1 protein-coding gene is annotated in these 276 nt (G+C 49.6%); it reads right to left on the bottom strand.

All coding sequences use genetic code 11. The annotated features are described in order from the left end of the window. A partial coding sequence (locus ACNQ0W_RS25680) for a hypothetical protein (protein ID WP_417933342.1) occupies positions 1-276 on the bottom strand: 276 nt, incomplete at both ends.

Here is a 276-nt window from a genome sequence, read left to right on the forward strand (position 1 = left end):
GGACTGTATCAACCGTTACTGTCACGTCTGCATCTGCAACATCTACGTTACCTTGCGCATCTACAGCCTCAGCATGAATCACAATCTGACCAGTCACAGGATCGGCTGCTGTTGCATCCAGAGTTGCTGTGATATAGCCGTTTGCAAGGTCAGCTGCTGTCACGGTGTAGTTAGTACCGTTAACATTCACCACTGTGCCATCGATTGCATCCGGTCCTAATGCCACTTGTGCATTGAATGTACCGCTGTCTCTTATACACATCTCCGAGCCCACGA

The sequence above is a fragment of the Enterobacter cloacae complex sp. 6730903 genome, assembly GCF_048283985.1.
GTDB classification, from domain to species: Bacteria; Pseudomonadota; Gammaproteobacteria; order Enterobacterales; family Enterobacteriaceae; genus Enterobacter; species Enterobacter hormaechei_C.